Below are 18,245 nucleotides of genomic sequence, written 5' to 3'. Positions count from 1 at the left end.
GCGTATGCTACCGGCCCTAGGGGCTGCCGGACCGATTACCGGGCCGCCCGCTACAGCAAAAGTACCGCCTAAAAAGTCAAGCCATGCAGATAACTAAGCGCGAGCGCATTTTCGACGGCCATTTCAAGGTCAATCAACTCACGCTGCAAACCGCCGATGGCGAGCAGCTTCAGCGCGAGCAGTTCGCCCCCGGTCACGCCGTAGCGGCGCTCGTCTTCGACACAGCCAAGCAACACTACTTAGTAACCAAGCAGTTCCGCCCCGGCCCCGAGCGGGCGCTGCTGGAGCTGGCCGCCGGTATGATTGATGAGGGCGAGGACCCCGAAACGGCGCTGCGCCGCGAGCTGCACGAGGAGCTGGGCTACGAAACCGACCAGCTGACTCACATCGCCACCATCTGGCCCTCGCCCGGCACCAGCGCCGAAAGCATTGCCGTGTACTACGCCGAGGTGAGCCGCCAAACCGGCCCCGGCGGCGGCCTGGCCAGCGAGCACGAAAGCCTAGAAATCCTGCCCTACACTCGCGAGCAGCTAGCCCAGGAGGCTTTTGAGGACGCCAAAACTCTGGTGGCCGTGCAGTGGTGGAAGCTGAATAAATAATTGACTACTAAATAATAAGCCCGTCATGCTGAGCGCAGCCGAAGCATCTCTACCACGCCGTTAGGATGCCCCTAGGCGGCGTGGTAGAGATGCTTCGGCTGCGCTCAGCATGACGGTTTTTGTTAGGGGTGCCGCGCCACTCGGTATCGGTGCCGTGACCCCCGCCGCATAAAAAAAGCCCGCCGAAGCGGGCTTTTGGGCCTAGGGCCCCCCGACTTGCGCACCAGCGGGCGCGCAAGCGGGCGCTCGATAACGACTTAATTGGCGGGCGGCGCCAGCGTATATTCGAATAGCTGGCGCAGGCGCGAGTCGTTGATGGTGAAGGCGATGGGCCAGTTGGCCGGGTCTACCTTGGGGAAGGGCACCAGCTGCTGGGTCTGGTAGAGGTCGCGGCCGAAGAAGCGGCCGGTGCCGGGCTTGAGGTTGTAGTCTTTCAGAATTTCCTGGCCATCCTTGGTTTTGGCGGTGCAGAACAAATAAGCCGGGTCGGCCCCCTTCGGGCCCTGGCGGTGGATGGTAATGACCAGCGCCCCGCCGGGCGGCAGGGCCGCCAGTCGGCGCTCGTAGGTGGAGTCGGCCCAGGTATGAATCTTGCGCAGCTCGTTGATTTCGAGTAGCATCTCGGCCGGCGAGCGGTAGCACACCTTGGTGTAGGAGCCGCTCACGTCGGCGTCCTCGTCGGTATTCTTGGTCACGTTGGCTACCACCGGGCAGTCCACTTCTTTTTGGGCAAACATATAGTGCTTGCGCGGCGGGCCAAAAGGGGTTACCAGCTTGCTGGGCACGGCCTGAGCGCGGGCGGCGGGCGCCAGCGCCCCAGCGAGTAAGGTGACAACCAGTAGCTGGCGCGGAAAAGTATGAAATGGCATTATAACAAGAATAAAATAACCTAACTACTTCATAGTCCTTAGGTTCTGCAAAGGAAGGTAGAATTTGGCTATTTACCGCATCCGCTAGCTCAACAATATAAAGTAGCGGTTGAAAACCGGGCGTTACTAGCCGAAAGCAGCCGGTGCGGCTTGATAAAACCATAACACACCCGTAACGGTGAGTTGATAGGCCAGGCCGAGCTTTGGGATGTACAATTTTCCCTGCCTAAACTATGCTGCAAGCTGCCTCATTGCCGCCCGCCACGCCCCTAGGACTGCCCCGGCTGCGCTGGGTGCTGGCCCTGGGCTGGTGGCTGGCCCTAGGGTGGTGGCTGCGGCGCGGCTTACGCTCGGCGCTGGGCGGGAGCCTGGGCGCCGGCGCGGCGCCCGCCACCTGGGGGCCGCCCACGCGCCCGCGCCGCCCCAAGCAAGCCCGCCCGCCCCACCAGTATCCCCGCGCCGCCTGATGAGTGAACTGCTTGACAACCTGCTGGATGGGGCCGCCCGCCGCCCGCGCAAAAAGCGGCGCCTGGCCGTGGCCGTGGTGAGCGACGTGCACCTGGGCACCTACGGCTGCCACGCCCCCGAGCTGCTGCGCTACCTCAAGAGCATCCGGCCCAAGGTGCTGGTGCTCAACGGCGACATCGTGGATATTTGGCAGTTTTCGAAAAATTACTGGCCGGCCTCGCACATGCGAGTGGTGCGCTACCTGGCCGGCCTGGCCGCCAAGGGCACCCGCATCTACTACCTTACGGGCAACCACGACGAGCTGCTGCGCAAGTTTGCGGGTTTGCGCCTAGGGCAGTTTCAGCTCGATAACAAGCTGGTGCTCGACCTGCCCCACGGCCGTACTTGGCTGTTTCACGGCGACGTGTTCGACGTGACCATGCGGCACTCGCGCTGGCTGGCCAAGCTGGGCGGCCAGGGCTACGACCTGCTGATTCTGCTGAACCGGCTGGTCAACTTCCTGCTTGCCAAGGTGGGGCGGCCCAAGGTGGCGCTGTCGAAGGCGGTGAAAAACCGGGTAAAAAGCGCCGTGAGCCTGGTGAGCGACTTCGAGCAGACGGCCGCCACCATTGCCGCCGACCAGGGCTACCGCTACGTGGCGTGCGGCCATATTCACCAGCCCGAAATAAAGCCGCTGGCCACGCCCCAAGGTGAGGTAACGTACTTAAATTCGGGCGATTGGGTGGAAAACCTCACCGCCCTGGAGTACACGCCCACTGCCGGCTGGACGCTCTACCGCTACGCCGACGACCCTCGGATGCAGCCCCAGCCCGGCGAGGCCACCGAGACCATCGATGCCGAGGAGCGAGCCGCCGACGCCGCCCCGGCGACGCTGCTGGCCGAGCTGCTGGCTGAGTTTAAATTGAAGGTATGATTTGAATTAAAAACACAACAGCCCGTCATGCTCATCTGGCGTCCGCTTGCCGAAGCATCTCTACTGTGTGAGTAATCCTAACGTCAGGTTTAGTTACGCGGTAGAGATGCTTCGACAGGCTCAGCATGACGGGCGGTATAAAAGTTATTAAAAGGCAACTAATGAAGGTTTTATACGCTATTCAAGGCACCGGCAACGGGCACCTAATGCGGGCGCTCGACGTGGTGCCGCTGCTGCACGCGCGGGTGGCGGCCCTCGGGGGGCAGCTGGAGGTGCTGGTGAGCGGGCCGCCCGCCGACTTGCCGCTGCCGTTTGAGGTGCGCTACCGGGTGGCGGGCATGGGCTTTTTATTTGGCAAGAAGGGCGGCATCAACTTCGTCAAGACCTTCCAGCAGTTCGACTCCACCGAGTTTGTGCACGACGTGCGCCACCTGCCGGTGGCTGACTACGACTTGGTAATCAACGATTTTGAGCCGGTGTCGGCCTGGGCCTGCCGGTTGCGCCACCGGCCCTGCGTGGCCCTGAGCCACCAGAGCGCGGTGCTGCACCCGGCCGCCCCCCGGCCCCGGCGCGAGGACCCGGCCGGCCGGGCCGTGCTGCGCCACTACGCGCCCAGCACGGCGCAGTACGGCTTTCATTTTCAAGAATATGCGCCCGGCATTAGCACGCCCGTTATCCGGCGGCAGGTGCGCGCGCTGACGCCCACCGACGAGGGCCACTACACGGTGTACCTGCCGGCCTTCGACGAGGCCACGCTGGTGGAGAGCCTGCGCCGGGTGAGCGGCCGGGTGCGGTGGGAAGTATTCTCGAAGCACAGCCCTAGGCCCGCCCAGCACGGCAACGTGCGGGTGTGGCCGGTGAGCGGCGCGGCGTTTCTGGATAGCCTGGCTTGCGCCCACGGCGTGCTGTGCGGCGCCGGCTTCGAAACGCCCGCCGAGGCGCTGTACCTGGGTAAGAAGCTGCTGGTCATCCCCATGAAGCAGCAGTACGAGCAGCAGTGCAACGCCGCCGCCCTGGCCGCCATGGGCGTGCCAGTGGTGCGCGGCCTTAAGCGCAAGCACCTCGACCGCATAGCCGACTGGCTGCGCCGTGGTCCGGTGGTGCCCGTGCACTACCCCGACCGCACCGGGGCGGTGCTCGACCAACTGCTGGCCGAGCAGCTGGGAACTCGCCCGGTGGCCGCCGCGGCCCGCGGCCAGTTCTAGGCCCTGGGCAGTTAATTTTACGTGATTTAGCTTGATTCCGTGGGCGTTTGGCCCGCTGCGGCCTGTGCGCCGCGCCCTTGTGAATGCCCGATAACCTCTTGCTTTCGTCGCCGCCGCTGCCCGAGCTACCGGCGGCCTACTTCCCGGCCACCACGCCCCCGGCGTATTCGCGGGCCGATTTTGGGCCCGATTTCCACTGGGGCGCGGCCTGTGCGGCCTACCAGGTGGAGGGCGCCTGGCAGCAGCAGGGCAAGGGCCCAAGCATCTGGGATGAGTTTACGCGCCGGCCCAAGGCCATTGCGCGGGGCGAGCACGCGCGGGTGAGCACCGATTTTTACCACCGCTACGAGCAGGACCTGGATTTGGCCCAGGGCCTGGGGCTGACCGACTTCCGCTTTTCGGTGAGCTGGCCCAGGGTGCTGCCCGAGGGCCTGGGCGCTCCCAACCGGCGCGGCCTCGACTTCTACGACCGCCTGGTGGATGCCTGCCTGGAGCGCGAGCTGCGCCCCTGGCTGACGGTGTACCACTGGGATTTGCCGGCCGCCCTGCAGCAGCGCGGCGGCTGGACCAACCGCGCCGTAGTGGGCTGGCTGGCCGACTACGCCCAGCTGCTGGCCCGCCACCTCGGCGACCGCGTGCAGCACTGGATGGTGCTGAATGAGCCCATGGTGTTTGTGGGGGCCGGGCACGCCCTAGGGGTACACGCGCCGGGCAAGCGCAGCCTGCCGGCTTTTTTGGCCGCCGCTCACCACGCCACCCTGGCCCAGGCCGAGGGCGGGCGAGCGCTGCGGGCCGCCTTGCCGGCGTCGGCGCGCATTGGCACCACGTTTTCGTGCTCGTACTGCACGCCCGCCCGGCCCGGCCAGGCGGGCAGCGAGGCCGCCACGCGCCGCGTCGATGCGCTGCTCAACCGCTTGTTTGTGGAGCCTGCCCTCGGGCTGGGCTACCCCACCCAGGAGCTGCCGGCGCTGGGCTGGCTGCTGCGCCGCTACCAGCAGCCCGGCGACGTGGAGCGGATGCGCTTCGACTTCGACTTCTGGGGCATCCAGAACTACACCCGCGAGGTGGTGCGCCGCGCGCCGTGGCTGCCGCTGGTGGGCGCGGCCCTGGTGCCGCCCGCCCAGCGCGGCGTGCCCGTATCGGCCATGAATTGGGAAGTGTTTCCCGAGTCGATTTACGAAATGCTGAAGCAGTACGCCGCCTACCCCGGCGCGCCCGAGCTGGTTGTTACCGAGTCGGGCCTGGCCCTGCCCGACGAGGCTGCGCACGGCCGCGTGCCCGACGCCGCCCGCACGGCCTACTACCAGGCGGCCATCGGCCAGGTGCTGCGCGCCCGCCGCGAGGGCGTCAACGTGCAGGGCTACTTCCCCTGGAGCTTCACCGATAACTTCGAGTGGGCCGAGGGCTACCGCCCGCGCTTCGGCCTGGTGCACGTGGACTACGAAACCCAGGTGCGCACCGTCAAGGATTCGGCCCGCTGGTACCAGCAGTTTCTGGCCGGCGCCGAGGTGCGGGTGCCTAGGCCCGCCTAGCGGGGCAAAGGGCCGCGGGTGGGCTAGCCGCGCCGGGCCGCCGAGCGCAAAAGCGCCGGGCCCCCGGCCGCCGGGCTTGCCAGCGGGCGCGGCCACTGCGCCTTTGCCAGGCTATCTTGCCGCATGCAGCCCCAGGAATTTGCGCCGCCCGCCGAGCTTCGGGCTACCATCAAGTGCTTCTGGCACACCAGCCTGACGTTGGGCGAGCAAACGGCGGGCTGGGAAGTGATGCCGGACGGCTACGCGGAAATTATCTTTTGTTTTGGTGGCGTTTGCAGCGTGGCTACGCCGGGCGGCTGGCAGCCCTTGTCCTCCCCGTTTCTGGTGGGGCTGCTCGGTCAACCAGCGCTTTTTCGGGCGCCCCACCAGCTGGAAATACTAGGTATCCGGTGCTTTCCCTGGATGGTATTTGAGCTGCTGGGGCTGCCGGCCGGCCAAGACGGCGTGCGCAGCCTGGCGCACCCCCTCGCCCAGCTGCAAGCCCCGCTAACCCAGTGGCTGCAAGCGGGTAATCTGCCGGAAGCAGTGGCGATGCTGGCGCAGTACCTCGGGCAGGCCCGCCCGCGCGGAGCCAGCGGCAGCCTACTAGACAAAGCGGGGGAGGCCATGCGGGCCGCCCAGGGTACGCTGCCGGTGAGCCAGGTGGCCGCCGCCGCCCACGCCACCGTGCGCACCTTGGAGCGCCGGTTCAAGCAGTCGGCGGGCTACACGGTGAAGGATGTGTCGGGCCTGATGCGCTTTGAGCAGGCGCGCAACCACTTGTGGCAGCACCCGGCGGCCAGCCTGGCGGCCCTGGCGCACGAGCTAGGCTACGCCGACCAGGCCCACCTGAGCCGGGAGTTCAAGCGCTACAGCGGCCTGACGCCAGCCGCCTTCGCCCGCAAAGCCAGGCGCGGGTAGCGAGGCAGCCGCCCCCGATTTTGTCGCGTTTGTACAAGCCTGGCGCGGCCGGCCGCCGGAATTTTGCGGGACAGTTATCCTTCGGCTAAGCCGCCCCGCCCCTATGGAACCCCCTAGCCCGCAAGTAGAAAACCAAGTAGCCTACGATGTTATCATTGCCGGGGCCGGGCCGGTTGGCTTGTTCCTGGCCTGCGAGCTGGCGCTGGCCCGCTGCGCGGTCCTGCTCCTGGAAAAGGCAGCGCATCCGCACTCGCCCCTCAAGCAATTGCCATTCGGAATGCGGGGGCTCAACGCGCCGTCGGTGGAAGCGCTGTATCGCCGGGGCTTGCTAACCGAGCTGGGAGTGCCCAAGCATCTGCCAGCGCCCCCTGCGCCGGCCGCGGCCGGGCCGGGCCCGAAGCCCCAGGCGGGCGGCCACTTCGCCGGCATCACGTTCAGCAGCGCGGCCATCGACTTCGCCCAGTGGCCGTATCGCCTGCCCAGCTCGACCGAGCCCCAACTGCTGACGGAGCTACAAGAGCTGGAAACGGTGCTCACCCGCCGCGCCGAAGCCCTAGGGGTCCTCATCGAGCGGGGACAGGCGCTGGCGTCGGTGCAGCAAACCGCCGACCAGGTAACGGTGCAGACGGCTAGCGGCCGAGAGTTTAGGGGGAAGTGGCTGGTGGGCTGCGACGGCAGCCGCAGCGCCGTGCGCAAGGCCGGCGGGTTCGACTTTGCGGGCACGGAGCCCGAGTTTACCGGCTACTCAGCGCTGGTGGACCTGGCCGACCCAACGCCGCTGCGCCTCGGCCGCCACGTGACGCCCACCGGCATGTACATGCAGCTGCAGCCCGGCTACCTGATAGTGCAGGATTTTGACGGTGGGGCCGCGCACCAGGCCGGCCAGCCCGTCACGCGCGAGCAGCTGCAGGCGGTGCTCCGGCGCGTCTTAACCACCGACGTGACCATCCTGGCCCTGCACCGCGCCACCACCTGGACCGACCGGGCCCGGCAGGCGACCACCTACCGCCAGGGCCGGCTGCTGCTGGCCGGCGATGCCGCCCACATCCACGCGCCCCTGGGCGGCCAGGGGCTGAACCTGGGGCTGGGCGACGCCCTGAACCTGGGCTGGAAGCTGGCCGCCACCCTCCACGGGCACGCGCCGGCCGGCTTGCTCGACAGCTACTATACCGAGCGCTACCCCCTAGGGGCCCAGGTGCTGGACTGGGCCCGCGCCCAGGTGGCCCTTATGAGGCCAACGCCCGCCGCCCGCGCGCTCCACGCCATCGTGCGCGACCTGCTGGCTACGCGCGACGGCGCCACGTACGTTGCCGGCCGCGTGTGGGGCATTACCACGCACTACGACCTAGGGGGTGCCCACCCCCTGGTAGGCTACAGCGCGCCCAACTTCGAGCTGGCGGACGGCCCAACGCTTGGCGAGCTACTGCGCGCTGGCCGTGGTATACTGCTCGATTTTGAGGGCACTGCCGCACGTGAAACGTGGGCGAGTGCCTACGGCGACCAGCTGCAGTACGTGGCGGGCCGGGCGAAAGACCAGCTGGGCCTGGGCGCGGTGCTGCTGCGCCCCGATGGCATAGTGGCCTGGGCAACTGACCACGGCGCCGATAACCACCAGCTTTCGGCGGCGGCCGCCCGCTGGTTTGGTGGCCGGGAGCAGGGCTAGGAAGCAGCGCAAGGGCACCGGAGCGCTTTACGGCAAAACGGTAGGGGCGGGGCTCGCCCCCGCCCCTACCTATAAACCGCTCTGGTAGGCCATTGCGGGCGCCAGCAGATGGGTATTCAGTGCACCAGCAGCGAGTCGCGCACGCTCATAAAGCGGTCAATCAGGCGCTCGGGGTGCGCTTCGTTGAACTCGTCGAAGCCCAGGATGAAGGCCGGGGCGGGCTGCACGAAGCGGACGGCCGCGTTCACTTGGTCGAGGTGGCGGCCGAAGATTTCCTTGCTGCCCTCGGCGGCGGCCAGCTCGGCATCCCAGCGCAGGGCGGCCGGGTTCTTGCGCACCAGAAAGGGCAGCACGAAGGGGATGTAGTGGCTGAAAACCGGGTTTTCAGGGCTGGTCAGGCGCGTGTCGGGCCACACGTGAAACTCGCTGAACGAGGCGGGCGGGGCCACCACGTAGCGGGCCTGCTCGCCGGCCATGCTGGCAAACAGCGCCGCGCGGTCGGGCTGGGCGTAGAGCTGCGCAAAGGCCGCGTACCAGACCGTGACGCCCGCCGGGCTCACGAGCTGGTAGGGGTGGAAGGAGCTGCTGAGCGCCACCCCGCCGTGGCCGCCAATCACCAGGTCGTAGAGCTGGCCGAACTGCGCTACGTCGGTAGACTGGCGGTAGGGCTGGCTGGTGAGGCCGTAGAGGTAGAAGCTGGCAAAATCGGTGAGCGAGGGCGGGGCCGGAGCGGCCGCGGGCGAAAAGTCAGACACGGGAAAAGCGGGCTAGGGCAGGGGCTACCCGGCACGGGGCAGCCTAGGGGCAAAGTTCGGAAGCGGCGCGCTTACCGGGGCGGGTGTTATTTTCGGCCGGCCACCGGGCGCGGCGCGTAGCTTCCCGCTTCCTGCTCCTCACCTTTCCCACCCAATTACCCCCGTTATGCTTACTTCCCGTCGGCAGTTTTTGAAGCAGGCGGCCACCGTGGCCGCTACGGCCGCCGTGGCCCCGCCCGTAGTGGCCGCGGCGCTGACCCGCGCGCCGTTTTTCGAGATTTCACTGGCTGAGTGGTCGCTGCACAAAGCGCTGTTTGCCAAGAAAATCACCAACCTCGACTTTCCCGGCATTGCTAAGAAGGATTACGGCATTAGCGCGGTGGAGTACGTCAACCAGTTTTTCAAAGACAAAGCTCAGGACAAGGCTTACCTCAACGAGCTGCTGCAGCGCTGCCGCGACCACGGCGTGCGCAACCACCTCATTATGGTAGATGGCGAGGGTGACCTAGGGGCCCCCAGCGAGGCCGAGCGCCGCCAGGCCGTCGAAAACCACTACAAATGGGTGGATGCCGCCCACCACCTGGGCTGCCTCAGCATTCGGGTGAATGCCTTTGGCAAGGGCACGGCCGCCGAGGTGCAGCAGGCCGCCGTGGAAAGCCTGGGCCGCCTGAGCGACTACGCCCAGCAAGCCAAGCTCAACGTCATCGTGGAAAACCACGGCAGCTACACCTCCGACGGCAAGTGGCTGCTGAGCACCATCCGGCAGGTGGGCAAGCGCAGCGTGGGCATTCTGCCCGACTTCGGCAACTTCTGCATCCGGCGCGATACGGGTGAGCTCTACCAGGGCAAGTGCCTGGACTCGTACGACAAGTACCAGGCCGTGCGCGAGTGGATGCCGCTGGCCAAGGGCGTGAGCGCCAAAACGTATGAGTTTGACGCCGCCGGCAACTGCGTCGAAACCGATTATCCCCAGATGTTCCGCATTATTAAGGATTCGGGCTTCACGGGCTACGTGGGCATCGAGTACGAGGGCGAGCGACTGAGCGAAGACGAGGGCATCCGCAAAACCAAGGCCCTACTAGAGAAGGTGGGTCGCGCTTAGGCCCGCCCGCGCCCCTAGGGCAGCTCGGCGGTGTTGCTGATGAAGGCCACGCGCTTGCTATCGGGCGACCACGAGGGCGTGTTGATGGTGCCCTGGCCGCCGTAAACGTAGGCGATGACCCTGGGGGGCTGGCTGCCGTCAACGGGCATCAGGCGCAGGTACACGTGCTTGTAGAAAGGGTGGTCGCTGGCGGCAACCTCGTCTTTGAGGAACGATACGAATACTAGGTACTTGCCGTCGGGCGAGACGTGCGGAAACCAGTCGTTGAACTCGCCGGTGGTCACGGCCTGCTGCTCGGTGCCGTCGGCCCGCATGCGCCAGATTTGCATGGTGCCGGTGCGGGCCGAGTTGAAGTAGATGTAGCGGCCGTCGGGTGTGTACTCGGGGCCGTCGTCGAGGCCGGCCGCGCTAGTGAGGCGTATTTCTTTGCCGCCGCGGGCCGGCACGCGGTAGATGTCGAAGTCGTGGTTGCGCTCGCCGGTGAAAACCAGGTACTTGGCATCGGGCGACCAGCCGTGCAGATACGAAGGGCCCCTAGGGGTAATTTGGCGGGGCCCGCCGCCCGTGGCCGGCAGCGTATACGCGATGGAGCCGCCCAGCTTATCCACCCCGCTGCTGATGCCCAATTGCTTGCCATCAAAGGAGAGCACGTGGTCGTTGTTATTGTTTTTCACCTCGCCAGTGGGTAGCACCTTGGGCTGGCGCGTGGCCAGGTCGAAGTTGTACATCAGCCCGTCGCTGTTGTAGAGCAGCGCCGAGTTGTCGGGCCGCCAGTTGGGGGCCTGCAGGGAATTGGGGGCGGTGAAGATGACTTCGCGGTTGCCGGTGGCTACTTCCAGCAGCTCCAGGCGGCTGCCCAAATACTGCTTGTAGGGCACCAGGCTGGCGGGGGCGGGCACGCTCAGGCGCACGTCGCGGAAGACGGCGGTTTCCGCCACATCGGCGTTGTGCGAGGTCACGAACAACCCCACGTACACGTCGTTGCCCAGGTCCACGCTGGCGACCTGCACCACCTCGAAGGGCTGGCCGAACTGCGCCACCCGCATGGTGTAGGTGCTGCCCTGGCGCTCGAGCTGCACAATGTTGGCGTGGGTGAGCCGGGCCCGGGTTTCCTCGGTGGTGCCGCCGGCGGCCTTGCGGTACTGCAAAGAGGTGAGGCCGTCGCCGTGCACGGCCGCGCTCACGTGGGGGGCGTTGCCGGCCAGGCTCTGGCGCACCATCCAGCCGATTTTGCGGTGCTCCTCCACGCCCGCGCGGCCTACAAACTCGGCGCGGGCGTAGAGGATGAAGTCGCCCGTCATTTTCTTATAGGTGTAGTGAAACTCGTCGTGGTCGGCCCAGATGTTGGCGCCCGCTCCCGTCACCACGTACTGCCCGGTGGCGGGCAAGTAGGTCGTCTGGCCGGGCTTCACGCTGGTGCCCACGTCCTGCTGGCCGGTGAACGCGCCTAGGGGCTGCTGGGCAAAGGCAGCAAAGCTGCCGAGGCAAAAAACGAGCGCGTAAAGCAAGCGAAGCATAGGGCGGGGCGGGAAAAGGCGTTGCGACGACCATAAAGACGCAGCCGGGCGCAGCCGCGTTGTCCGGAGTCGCTGTGTCAGCTACCCTTTTGAGTGGTGCCGCACCGAATTTGCCGCCTGGGCCACTGCCGTAGCCGGGCGCCACGGCTACCAGGTACGCCTGCGCGGGCTAGGGGAGGAGGTAGCGGGCCTAGGGGCACCCTCGCAGCTAGTGGTGTTTGCGCTACGGTAGCTGGCTGGTATCTGCGGGGAGCTAATTTCTAAATCCCGTTCAATAACCTGCTTTTGTTGCTTACGATTTTGCTTGCGTATTCTTGCTTTATCCCATGCGGCATAGGAGCCTCCTTTATCCGACTGAAAATGCATATTGTGTTCGGCTAACCACGAACCCTGCCGAATCATAAGATTTCTTAAATGACAAGTTTCGTAGCCGCATTCATGCTTCGAATATGTGCCGAAATTTCGGTGCTTTATTCTCTTACTCGCTAGAATGCGCTGCTGATTGTGTTTTATATTCTCCCAAGTTTGGTGGCTATCGGCAGAGGTAAGCGATTGGCCAAGAGTAACTAACGAGAAATAAGTAAACGGGTCTTTAAGCTGTAAGAACTCGAAGAACTTAGGAAAGGCTAGTACCGTTTCATCACGGACTTTAATCTTTTGTTCGGGCGTAAGCTTTTCGTTTTCAGTAATGGAGCGAAATAAGCCAAGCGAATTAAAATCCGTAAAACGTTGATAATGCTCAAGTAAATGTGAGTACTCCCCGTAGGTGAACGTATTGAGTTGCCTGTTGATTTTCATAAGCTTTAACAGTATCGTTGTTTCTGCTCTAAGATACTCTGAAACTCCTCTCTCTGTTGCCGAGCACCACGGCTACCAGGTGCATCTTCGGAGGCTAGGGGAGAGGTAGCGGGCCTAGGGGCATCCTCGCAGCTGACGGTATTTGTGCGGGGGAGTAACCGTTATTCCCCTTTCCTACTATGCTTAGCTAAATAATCATTGAAATCAGTGTATAAAGGTCTGTTCGTTAGGTAATACTTGTAAGATGAATAGTAAAACTTGCACTTATTAATTAAGTCTGAATTATCTAATTGTAATTTATTGCAAAGCTGTCTATATTCGACAAGATACTCTAGCAATTCACTGCATTCTTGAATGCTAGCTCCATTTTGCCCATAAAGAACTCCTATGGGTAGCTCATGTAGTGTATACAGTAAGTAACTTCTGATGTTGCTTTCTTGCAATGTAAGTAATTCTTTATCACTAGGGTCAATTTGCAATCCCTGCTGTATCAATGAATTACTGTCGTAAATATGTTCCTTTGTAAAGTTTTGGTACTGATATACTTGTTGAATTAAGCTTAAAAATAGCTTAATCGCTTTCACCTCCTTATTTTTGATGCCTTGGCTGATTACTGGATATAATATCTGAGCAAATAGCGGCATTCTTATTGTTAATTTCTTAGATAGAAGCTTAGTAATAACTTCTTCTATCTCTTGTAAGGTGAAATTTGATTTGCCTATATGCAAATCACGTAATAACTCATCAAGTTTTTTATTCCTTTCCGCTTTGAGTGGATACTTTGTTTCACTGTCGCTATATCTTGTTATCAATTCTTTGTAATTCATGCGTTGAGAAGAGAATTTATATAAATAATTATCCCGCAATAAGTTCTTTCGTGATTCTTTCAAGTTCTCCATTGCGAAAAATATTTACTCTGACTAACCTATCCGCTACGCCCCGCACCTCCAAATAAGCTATTTCTGCTTGGAACGGCTGGTCATCCAGCCAGTAGAAGTCTGCGGTTACATCAATAGCCTCGGTTTTTAGCGTGTCCCAAGTGGTGGGCTGCACGGCTTGGCGCAGCTTTTCGAGCGTGGCAGGCTTGAGAAACCTGGCCAGGTAGCGGAGGGCGGGGGCGCTGTCGCCTTTGCAGTGAGTGGTAAGCCAGTAGCACGTGAAGTGCTGGGTGATGAAGTCGACGAACGCATCTACGCCGGAAGCAGCCTGGGTGTGCCTTGCGGTTAGTAATACCCCATCGATATCCAGGTAAAGAATTGGCATAAAGCAAGCTGTTGGGTCCGAAGGTACCCTAGGTCCCCGCTACTGCCCGCCGCCCGGCCGGCGCGGCGGTACCTTTAGCTTTCCTTATTCCGCCCATTGCGGGGCATTGCCTATTTAATGCACAAACACGTACTTCTTACCGGCCTGTGGCTGCTGCTTTGGCTGGCCCTAGGGCCGGCGGCGGCCCAAACCCGCGCCACCCTCAGCGGCACCGTGCAGGATGCTACCTCGGGCGAAACCCTGACCGGCGCCACCGTGCGGGTGCGCGAGCTGCGCGGCGTGGGCACCGGGGCCAATGCCTACGGTTTTTACTCGCTCACAGTGCCGGTGGGCACCTACACGCTGGAAGCCAGCTTCGTGGGCTACGCCGCCCAAACCCGCACGCTGACGCTGACGGGCAGCCAGCGGGTCGATTTTAAGTTGCAGCCGGGTGGCAGCCAGCTCAACGAGGTAGTGGTGACGGGCCGCAGCGCCGACGCCAACATCAGCAAGGCGCAAATGGGCGTGGAGCAGCTGGATATGAAGCAGGTGGCTAAGGTGCCGGTGCTGTTTGGCGAGCGCGACATCATCAAAACCCTGACCTTGCTGCCGGGCATCAAAACGGCGGGCGAAGGGAGCAGCGGCTTCTCGGTGCGCGGCGGGGCCGTGGACCAGAACCTGATTTTGCTGGATGAGGCGCCCGTATACAACGCCTCGCACCTGCTGGGTTTTTTCTCGACATTCAACGCCGACGCCATCAAGGATGTGACGGTGTACAAGGGCGGCATGCCGGCGCAGTACGGCGGGCGCCTGTCGTCGGTGGTGGACATCCGGATGCGCGACGGCAACAACCAGGCCCTGCACGGCAGCGGCGGCATCGGGCTCATTGCCTCGCGCCTGGCCCTGGAAGGACCAATTGTGAAGGGCAAGGGCTCGTTTCTGGTGACGGGGCGCCGCACCTACGCCGACGTGTTTCTGAAGCTCTCGCGCAACGAGACGACCCGCAATTCCAGCCTCTACTTCTACGACCTGAACGCTAAGGCCAACTACGCCTTTGATGCGCGCAACCGTCTGTACTTCAGCGGCTACCTGGGGCGCGATGCCCTCGGGCTGAACAACACCTTCGGGCAGTACTACGGCAACAAGACGGCCACCCTGCGCTACAACCACCTGTTCTCGGACCGGCTGTTTTCGAATACCTCGCTCATTTTCAGCAAGTACGACTACGAGATTGACATCGCTTCCAACGACCAGAACTTCAGCATCATCTCGAAAATTCAGGACCTGAACCTGAAGCAGGACTTTGAGTACACGGCTAGCGCTACGCAAACGCTGCGCTTCGGGGCCCAGGCCATCTACCACACCATCACGCCGGGGCACGTGGTGGCCGACGCCAGCTCGTCGGTCAACGCCACGGCCGACCGCACCAACTACTCGCTCGAAACGGCGGCCTACCTCTCGCACGAGTGGCAGGCGGCGCCGCGCCTCAACTTCACCAGCGGGCTGCGGCTCTCGGGCTTTAGCTTGCTGGGGCCGGGCACCTACTCGACCTACGACGCGGCCGGCACCGTGCTCAGCAGCACCACCTACCCGAGCGGGCAGTTTCTGAAAACCTACCTGCGCCTCGAGCCGCGCCTGGCGGCCAGCTATCAGCTCAGCGAGGCCGCCACCGTGAAGGCCAGCTACGCCCGCAACGCCCAAAACCTGCACTTGCTGAGCAACTCCAGCACCTCGCTACCCACCGACATGTACGTGCCCACCACCTTCAACGTGCAGCCCGAGGCGGCCGACCAGGTGAGCCTAGGCTACTACCGCACCCTAGGCCCCGACAAGACCTATACCCTGACCGTAGAAACCTACTATAAGGCGCTGCGCAACCAGATTGACTACCGCGACGGCACCAGCCTGCGCGGCAACTTCGACGTGGAGGGCAGCCTGCTCTACGGCCGCGGCCGGGCCTACGGCATCGAGTTTTTGCTGCGCAAGGACCTAGGGCGCCTCACCGGCTGGCTGGGCTACACCCTGAGTAAGTCGCAGCGGCAGTTCGCGGAAATCAACGGGGGGGCGTGGTTCAATGCCCGGCAGGACCGGCCCCACGACGTATCGGTAGTGGCTATTTACCAGGCTACGCCGAAGTGGAGTTTCTCGGGCACCTTCCTGGCCAGCACCGGCAACGCCGTCACCTACCCGGTGGGCAAGTACCAGGTGGCGGGCCAGGTGGTGAGCTACTACGGCGCCCGCAACGCCGACCGCCTGCCCGCCTACGTGCGCCTCGACGTGGGCGCCACCTACGAAAAGCCCCACCAGGAGGGCCACCGCTGGCGCAGCAGCTGGACGTTCTCGGTTTATAACCTGCTGGGCCGCGAAAACCCCTACAGCATCACCTTCGAAACCAACCCCAACGACGCCAGCAAGACCCAGGCCCTGCAAACGGCGCTGTTCCGGCAGGTGCCGTCGGCCACGTACAATTTTAGCTTTTAAGGTATGCGCCAGTTTATTAAAAGCCTGTTTGTTAGTCGTTTGTCATTGCGAGCCTCGCGAAGCAATCGCACCAGCACAACTACGTCGGCGAACATTCGTGCTCATTTCGTTCTGTGGTGGTCGTGCTGGTGCGATTGCTTCGCGAGGCTCGCAATGACAAACAAGGCCCGTAGGCGCTCGGTCTCATCCTTGTTCGCCGCCCTAGGGCTGCTGCTGGCCGGCACCGGCTGTCAGAAAGTAGTCACCCTCACGTTACAAACCTCGGCCAGCCAGCTGGTTATCGAGGGCAACCTGGCCGATGACGGGCAGCCTGCCCAGGTCAGCCTGAGCACCTCGGCCGACTACACTACCACCAACAGCTTCGCGCCGGTGAGCGGAGCCACCGTCACGCTGACCGACAATGCGGGCGGCCGCGAAACGCTGCGCGAGGCTACCCCCGGCCAGTACGTGGGCAGCACCCTGCGGGGCGTGGCGGGCCGCGCCTACACGCTGCGCGTCGAAACCGGCGGCGCGGTTTACGTGGCGCTTTCCACGCTGCCGGCCCCGGTGGTGCCCTTCGACAAGCTCAGCACCCAACTCAGTGCCGTGGGCAGCAACATCCAGGCGGTGGTGGACTACACCGACCCCGCGGGCACGGGCAACAGCTACCTGTTTCGGCAGTACCGCAACGGGCGCCTCAACCCCACCATCTTTCTGCAAAACGACCAGTTTACCGACGGCAAGCACGTGAGCCAGGTGCTACGCACGATGGGCGGCGGCACCACTGACCCCAACAACCTCAACAAGCTGGTGGCCGGTGACAGCCTGCAGGTAGAGATGCAAAACGTGGATTCCGGCGTGTACGAGTATTTCCGCACCCTGAACCAGATTCTGACCACCAACCCCATCATCACCACCACGCCCGCCAATCCGAAGACCAACTTCTCGGGCGGGGCCCTAGGGTACTTCAGCGCCCACTCCAAGCGCATAAAGCGGATTAAGGTGATGTAGGGAAGTAACAGGGGCTTGATTATAAAGGAAACAAGAACGTCCTGCTGAGCTTGCCGAAGCATCTCTACCGCGCCCCTAGGGTAACGTTCGGTAGAGATGCTTCGACTGCGCTCAGCATGACCGCTTTTTTTCTTGAGCGCCTTCGCCAGCCGGCAGCCTACCCAGCCCGCCGCCGACCTTTGCGGGCATGTCCGATTTTCGATTGCGCGTATTCGCGGCCGTGGCGCGGCACCTGAGCTTCACCAAGGCCGGGCAGGAGCTTTTCGTGAGCCAGCCGGCCGTAACTAAGCACATCCGCGAGCTGGAGGCGCACTACGGCCAGCGCCTGCTGGAGCGGCGCGGCAACCGCGTGAGCCTCACCGAGGCCGGCCGCCTGCTGCTAACCCACGCCGAGGCCGTAGCCACCTCGGCCCAGCAGCTCGACGAGCAGCTGGCCGGCCTGCGCGACCCCGAAGAAGCCGCCGGCCGCCTGCGCCTAGGGGCCAGCACCACCCTCAGCCAGTACGTGCTGCCGGGGTGGCTGCCCGCCTTCCAGGCCCGCTACCCGCAGGTGCAGCTCACCCTGCTCAGCGCCAACTCCGAGCGCGTGGCCGACGCCCTGCTGCGCGGCGAGCTGGATTTGGGCTTTGTGGAAGGCCGCACCAAGAACCGCGACCTGCACTACGAGCTGCTGCTGCCCGACGAGCTGGTGGCCGTGCGCCGGGCCACGCCCGCCGGGCCGCCGCCCCGGCCCCTGCCGCTAGCCGAGGCCCTGGCGGCCCCGCTGGTGCTGCGCGAGCGCGGCTCGGGCACGCTCGAAGTGCTGGAAATGGCCCTGCGCGAGCGCAAAATCAAGCTCTCCGACCTGACGGTAGCCATTTACCTAGATAGCACGGAGGCCATCAAAAGCTACCTCGAAGCGGCCCCCGAGGCCCTAGGGTTTGTGTCGCGGCAGGCACTGGCGCGCGAGCTGGCGGCGGGCCTGCTCGAAACGGTGCCCGTGCAGGGCCTGGCGCTGCCCCGGCAGTTTGAGGCCGTGTGGGTGCAGGGCCAGCCGCTGCCCCGCCCGGCCCAGCGGTTTTGGAGTTTTGCCCAGGCCCAAGGCAATACTTATGCACCAAAGAGTAAAAAGCGTGACTAATTGACTGATGTTACGCAGGGCTTATCGCCCTCCGCGTCGGCCCCACCCCCTAGCCCCCTCCCCTGTGGGGGAGGGGGAACTAGTTTCTGGC

Annotated in this window: 17 protein-coding genes; 11 read left to right on the top strand and 6 right to left on the bottom strand. The window is 63.6% G+C overall.

Annotation, left to right across the window (positions count from 1 at the left end; all coding sequences use genetic code 11):
* Positions 1-83 precede the first annotated feature (83 nt).
* Complete coding sequence (locus HHL22_RS06040) at positions 84-599, top strand: NUDIX domain-containing protein (protein ID WP_169530041.1); 516 nt, start codon at positions 84-86, stop codon at positions 597-599.
* Positions 600-856: 257 nt separating this feature from the next.
* On the opposite strand, the gene HHL22_RS06035 is transcribed toward HHL22_RS06040, so the two are convergent.
* A complete protein-coding gene (locus HHL22_RS06035; RefSeq protein ID WP_169530040.1) occupies positions 857-1,468 on the bottom strand; it encodes a hypothetical protein in 612 nt (203 codons plus the stop codon).
* A gap of 233 nt (positions 1,469-1,701) precedes the next feature.
* On the opposite strand from HHL22_RS06035, the gene HHL22_RS06030 reads away from it, so the two are divergent.
* The 6 genes from HHL22_RS06030 (at position 1,702) to HHL22_RS06005 (ending at position 8,149) form a co-directional block, all read left to right on the top strand.
* The gene (locus HHL22_RS06030; protein ID WP_169530039.1) at positions 1,702-1,935 is read left to right on the top strand and encodes a hypothetical protein; all 234 of its coding nucleotides are present in this window, start codon (positions 1,702-1,704) and stop codon (positions 1,933-1,935) included.
* The gene (locus HHL22_RS06025) at positions 1,935-2,849 is read left to right on the top strand and encodes a UDP-2,3-diacylglucosamine diphosphatase (RefSeq protein WP_169530038.1); all 915 of its coding nucleotides are present in this window, start codon (positions 1,935-1,937) and stop codon (positions 2,847-2,849) included. The genes HHL22_RS06030 and HHL22_RS06025 overlap by 1 nt, the downstream gene beginning before the upstream one ends.
* 161 nt (positions 2,850-3,010) lie before the next feature.
* Positions 3,011-4,054: a glycosyltransferase family protein gene (locus HHL22_RS06020; protein ID WP_169530037.1), complete on the top strand. Its 1,044-nt coding sequence runs from the start codon at positions 3,011-3,013 to the stop codon at positions 4,052-4,054.
* Positions 4,055-4,137: 83 nt separating this feature from the next.
* Complete coding sequence (locus HHL22_RS06015) at positions 4,138-5,586, top strand: GH1 family beta-glucosidase (RefSeq protein WP_169530036.1); 1,449 nt, start codon at positions 4,138-4,140, stop codon at positions 5,584-5,586.
* Positions 5,587-5,709: 123 nt separating this feature from the next.
* Positions 5,710-6,486, top strand: a complete 777-nt coding sequence (locus tag HHL22_RS06010) for a helix-turn-helix domain-containing protein (RefSeq protein WP_169530035.1) — start codon at positions 5,710-5,712, stop codon at positions 6,484-6,486.
* Between the two features lie 103 nt (positions 6,487-6,589).
* On the top strand, positions 6,590-8,149 hold the full coding sequence (locus HHL22_RS06005; RefSeq protein WP_169530034.1) for an FAD-dependent monooxygenase: 1,560 nt from the start codon (positions 6,590-6,592) through the stop codon (positions 8,147-8,149).
* A gap of 116 nt (positions 8,150-8,265) precedes the next feature.
* Here the strand turns inward: HHL22_RS06005 and HHL22_RS06000 are convergent, their stop codons facing one another.
* Positions 8,266-8,904: a hypothetical protein gene (locus tag HHL22_RS06000; RefSeq protein ID WP_169530033.1), complete on the bottom strand. Its 639-nt coding sequence runs from the start codon at positions 8,902-8,904 to the stop codon at positions 8,266-8,268.
* A 166-nt stretch (positions 8,905-9,070) separates the two neighbouring features.
* Between HHL22_RS06000 and HHL22_RS05995 the strand changes: the two genes are divergently transcribed.
* Positions 9,071-10,006 carry a sugar phosphate isomerase/epimerase family protein gene (locus HHL22_RS05995; protein WP_169530032.1) on the top strand — a complete coding sequence of 312 codons (936 nt, stop codon included), beginning with the start codon at positions 9,071-9,073 and terminating at the stop codon, positions 10,004-10,006.
* Positions 10,007-10,020: 14 nt separating this feature from the next.
* Here the strand turns inward: HHL22_RS05995 and HHL22_RS05990 are convergent, their stop codons facing one another.
* From HHL22_RS05990 to HHL22_RS05975, 4 genes are all read right to left on the bottom strand, one after another.
* Positions 10,021-11,523 carry a TolB family protein gene (locus HHL22_RS05990; RefSeq protein WP_169530031.1) on the bottom strand — a complete coding sequence of 501 codons (1,503 nt, stop codon included), beginning with the start codon at positions 11,521-11,523 and terminating at the stop codon, positions 10,021-10,023.
* A 147-nt stretch (positions 11,524-11,670) separates the two neighbouring features.
* Positions 11,671-12,321, bottom strand: coding sequence for a hypothetical protein (locus HHL22_RS05985; RefSeq protein WP_195809229.1), 651 nt, complete (start codon positions 12,319-12,321; stop codon positions 11,671-11,673).
* A gap of 161 nt (positions 12,322-12,482) precedes the next feature.
* The gene (locus HHL22_RS05980; protein WP_169530030.1) at positions 12,483-13,148 is read right to left on the bottom strand and encodes a hypothetical protein; all 666 of its coding nucleotides are present in this window, start codon (positions 13,146-13,148) and stop codon (positions 12,483-12,485) included.
* Between the two features lie 28 nt (positions 13,149-13,176).
* Positions 13,177-13,584, bottom strand: coding sequence for a hypothetical protein (locus HHL22_RS05975; RefSeq protein WP_169530029.1), 408 nt, complete (start codon positions 13,582-13,584; stop codon positions 13,177-13,179).
* 117 nt (positions 13,585-13,701) lie between these two features.
* On the opposite strand from HHL22_RS05975, the gene HHL22_RS05970 reads away from it, so the two are divergent.
* The 3 genes from HHL22_RS05970 to HHL22_RS05960 all read left to right on the top strand — a co-directional run bounded on the left by HHL22_RS05970 (position 13,702) and on the right by HHL22_RS05960 (position 18,154).
* Positions 13,702-16,044: a TonB-dependent receptor gene (locus HHL22_RS05970; protein WP_169530028.1), complete on the top strand. Its 2,343-nt coding sequence runs from the start codon at positions 13,702-13,704 to the stop codon at positions 16,042-16,044.
* Positions 16,045-16,233: 189 nt separating this feature from the next.
* Positions 16,234-17,034 carry a DUF4249 domain-containing protein gene (locus HHL22_RS05965; protein WP_169530027.1) on the top strand — a complete coding sequence of 267 codons (801 nt, stop codon included), beginning with the start codon at positions 16,234-16,236 and terminating at the stop codon, positions 17,032-17,034.
* 187 nt (positions 17,035-17,221) lie between these two features.
* On the top strand, positions 17,222-18,154 hold the full coding sequence (locus HHL22_RS05960) for a LysR substrate-binding domain-containing protein (protein WP_169530026.1): 933 nt from the start codon (positions 17,222-17,224) through the stop codon (positions 18,152-18,154).
* The last annotated feature ends 91 nt before the right edge of the window (positions 18,155-18,245 follow it).

It is taken from the genome of Hymenobacter polaris, assembly GCF_012927305.1.
Classification (GTDB): Bacteria; Bacteroidota; Bacteroidia; order Cytophagales; family Hymenobacteraceae; genus Hymenobacter; species Hymenobacter polaris.
The sequence above is the reverse complement of the archived record's forward strand: the minus strand, read 5'-3'. Positions and strand labels throughout refer to the sequence as shown.

What these genes read in the sequence shown, in the direction of transcription:
- HHL22_RS05980 (WP_169530030.1), bottom strand. Translation starts at nt 13,148, where the DNA reads ATGAATTACAAAGAATTGATAACAAGATATAGCGACAGTGAAACAAAG.
- HHL22_RS06025 (WP_169530038.1), top strand. Translation starts at nt 1,935, where the DNA reads ATGAGTGAACTGCTTGACAACCTGCTGGATGGGGCCGCCCGCCGCCCG.
- HHL22_RS06030 (WP_169530039.1), top strand. Translation starts at nt 1,702, where the DNA reads ATGCTGCAAGCTGCCTCATTGCCGCCCGCCACGCCCCTAGGACTGCCC.
- HHL22_RS05990 (WP_169530031.1), bottom strand. Translation starts at nt 11,523, where the DNA reads ATGCTTCGCTTGCTTTACGCGCTCGTTTTTTGCCTCGGCAGCTTTGCT.
- HHL22_RS05985 (WP_195809229.1), bottom strand. Translation starts at nt 12,321, where the DNA reads ATGAAAATCAACAGGCAACTCAATACGTTCACCTACGGGGAGTACTCA.
- HHL22_RS06005 (WP_169530034.1), top strand. Translation starts at nt 6,590, where the DNA reads ATGGAACCCCCTAGCCCGCAAGTAGAAAACCAAGTAGCCTACGATGTT.
- HHL22_RS06040 (WP_169530041.1), top strand. Translation starts at nt 84, where the DNA reads ATGCAGATAACTAAGCGCGAGCGCATTTTCGACGGCCATTTCAAGGTC.
- HHL22_RS06015 (WP_169530036.1), top strand. Translation starts at nt 4,138, where the DNA reads ATGCCCGATAACCTCTTGCTTTCGTCGCCGCCGCTGCCCGAGCTACCG.
- HHL22_RS05995 (WP_169530032.1), top strand. Translation starts at nt 9,071, where the DNA reads ATGCTTACTTCCCGTCGGCAGTTTTTGAAGCAGGCGGCCACCGTGGCC.
- HHL22_RS05975 (WP_169530029.1), bottom strand. Translation starts at nt 13,584, where the DNA reads ATGCCAATTCTTTACCTGGATATCGATGGGGTATTACTAACCGCAAGG.
- HHL22_RS06010 (WP_169530035.1), top strand. Translation starts at nt 5,710, where the DNA reads ATGCAGCCCCAGGAATTTGCGCCGCCCGCCGAGCTTCGGGCTACCATC.
- HHL22_RS05960 (WP_169530026.1), top strand. Translation starts at nt 17,222, where the DNA reads ATGTCCGATTTTCGATTGCGCGTATTCGCGGCCGTGGCGCGGCACCTG.
- HHL22_RS06020 (WP_169530037.1), top strand. Translation starts at nt 3,011, where the DNA reads ATGAAGGTTTTATACGCTATTCAAGGCACCGGCAACGGGCACCTAATG.
- HHL22_RS05970 (WP_169530028.1), top strand. Translation starts at nt 13,702, where the DNA reads ATGCACAAACACGTACTTCTTACCGGCCTGTGGCTGCTGCTTTGGCTG.
- HHL22_RS06035 (WP_169530040.1), bottom strand. Translation starts at nt 1,468, where the DNA reads ATGCCATTTCATACTTTTCCGCGCCAGCTACTGGTTGTCACCTTACTC.